The 532-nt window shown below is 59.4% G+C and carries 1 protein-coding gene; it reads right to left on the bottom strand.

The annotated features are described in order from the left end of the window. Window positions 1–455, bottom strand: a 455-nt coding sequence (locus NTCA1_RS28405) for an IS5 family transposase (protein WP_159832512.1), incomplete at its 3' end; no start/stop codon positions are given. Window positions 456–532: the final 77 nt, after the last annotated feature.

The raw sequence follows: 532 nt of genomic DNA, 5'->3' as shown, positions 1-532 counted from the left end.
CCGGAGGTGTCGGTCAGGATATGACGCTTGCGGCCTTTGACTTTCTTGCCCGCGTCATATCCACTCGGGCCGCCGCTTTCGGTCGTTTTCACGCTCTGGCTATCGATGATGCCCGCACTGGGAGAGGCTTCGCGCCCCTCGATCTCTCGCAGGTTCATGACCAGCAGCGTGTTCATCACCTCGAACAATCCCGCGTTACGCCAGGCGTAGAAATAGCGCCGAACCGTCGAGACCGGTGGAAAGCACTTGGGCAGCAGGCGCCAGGCACACCCGGCCGAAGCCAGATAGAGCAGCGCGTTGGCCACTTCGCGCATATTCGTGCTGCGCCGCCGACCGCCTTGCTTTGCCGGAGGAATGAACGGTGCCACCAGCGCCCACTCCTTATCCGTCATGTCGCTTGGATAACGCAGTCCCTTGCGGCTATGCTCCTCTCGAGCAATGCCAGTCCATGCCATTGATCACTCCATCTCTCGCAAGGACGGCGTGAATCATAACATGCTGGTATTGCTCAACAACTTTTGGATCGGGCTCT

The sequence above is a fragment of the Novosphingobium sp. TCA1 genome (assembly GCF_009811895.1).
Classification (GTDB): Bacteria; Pseudomonadota; Alphaproteobacteria; order Sphingomonadales; family Sphingomonadaceae; genus Novosphingobium; species Novosphingobium panipatense_A.
Note: the sequence above shows the minus strand (reverse complement) of the source record. Positions and strands in the feature narration are given on the sequence as shown.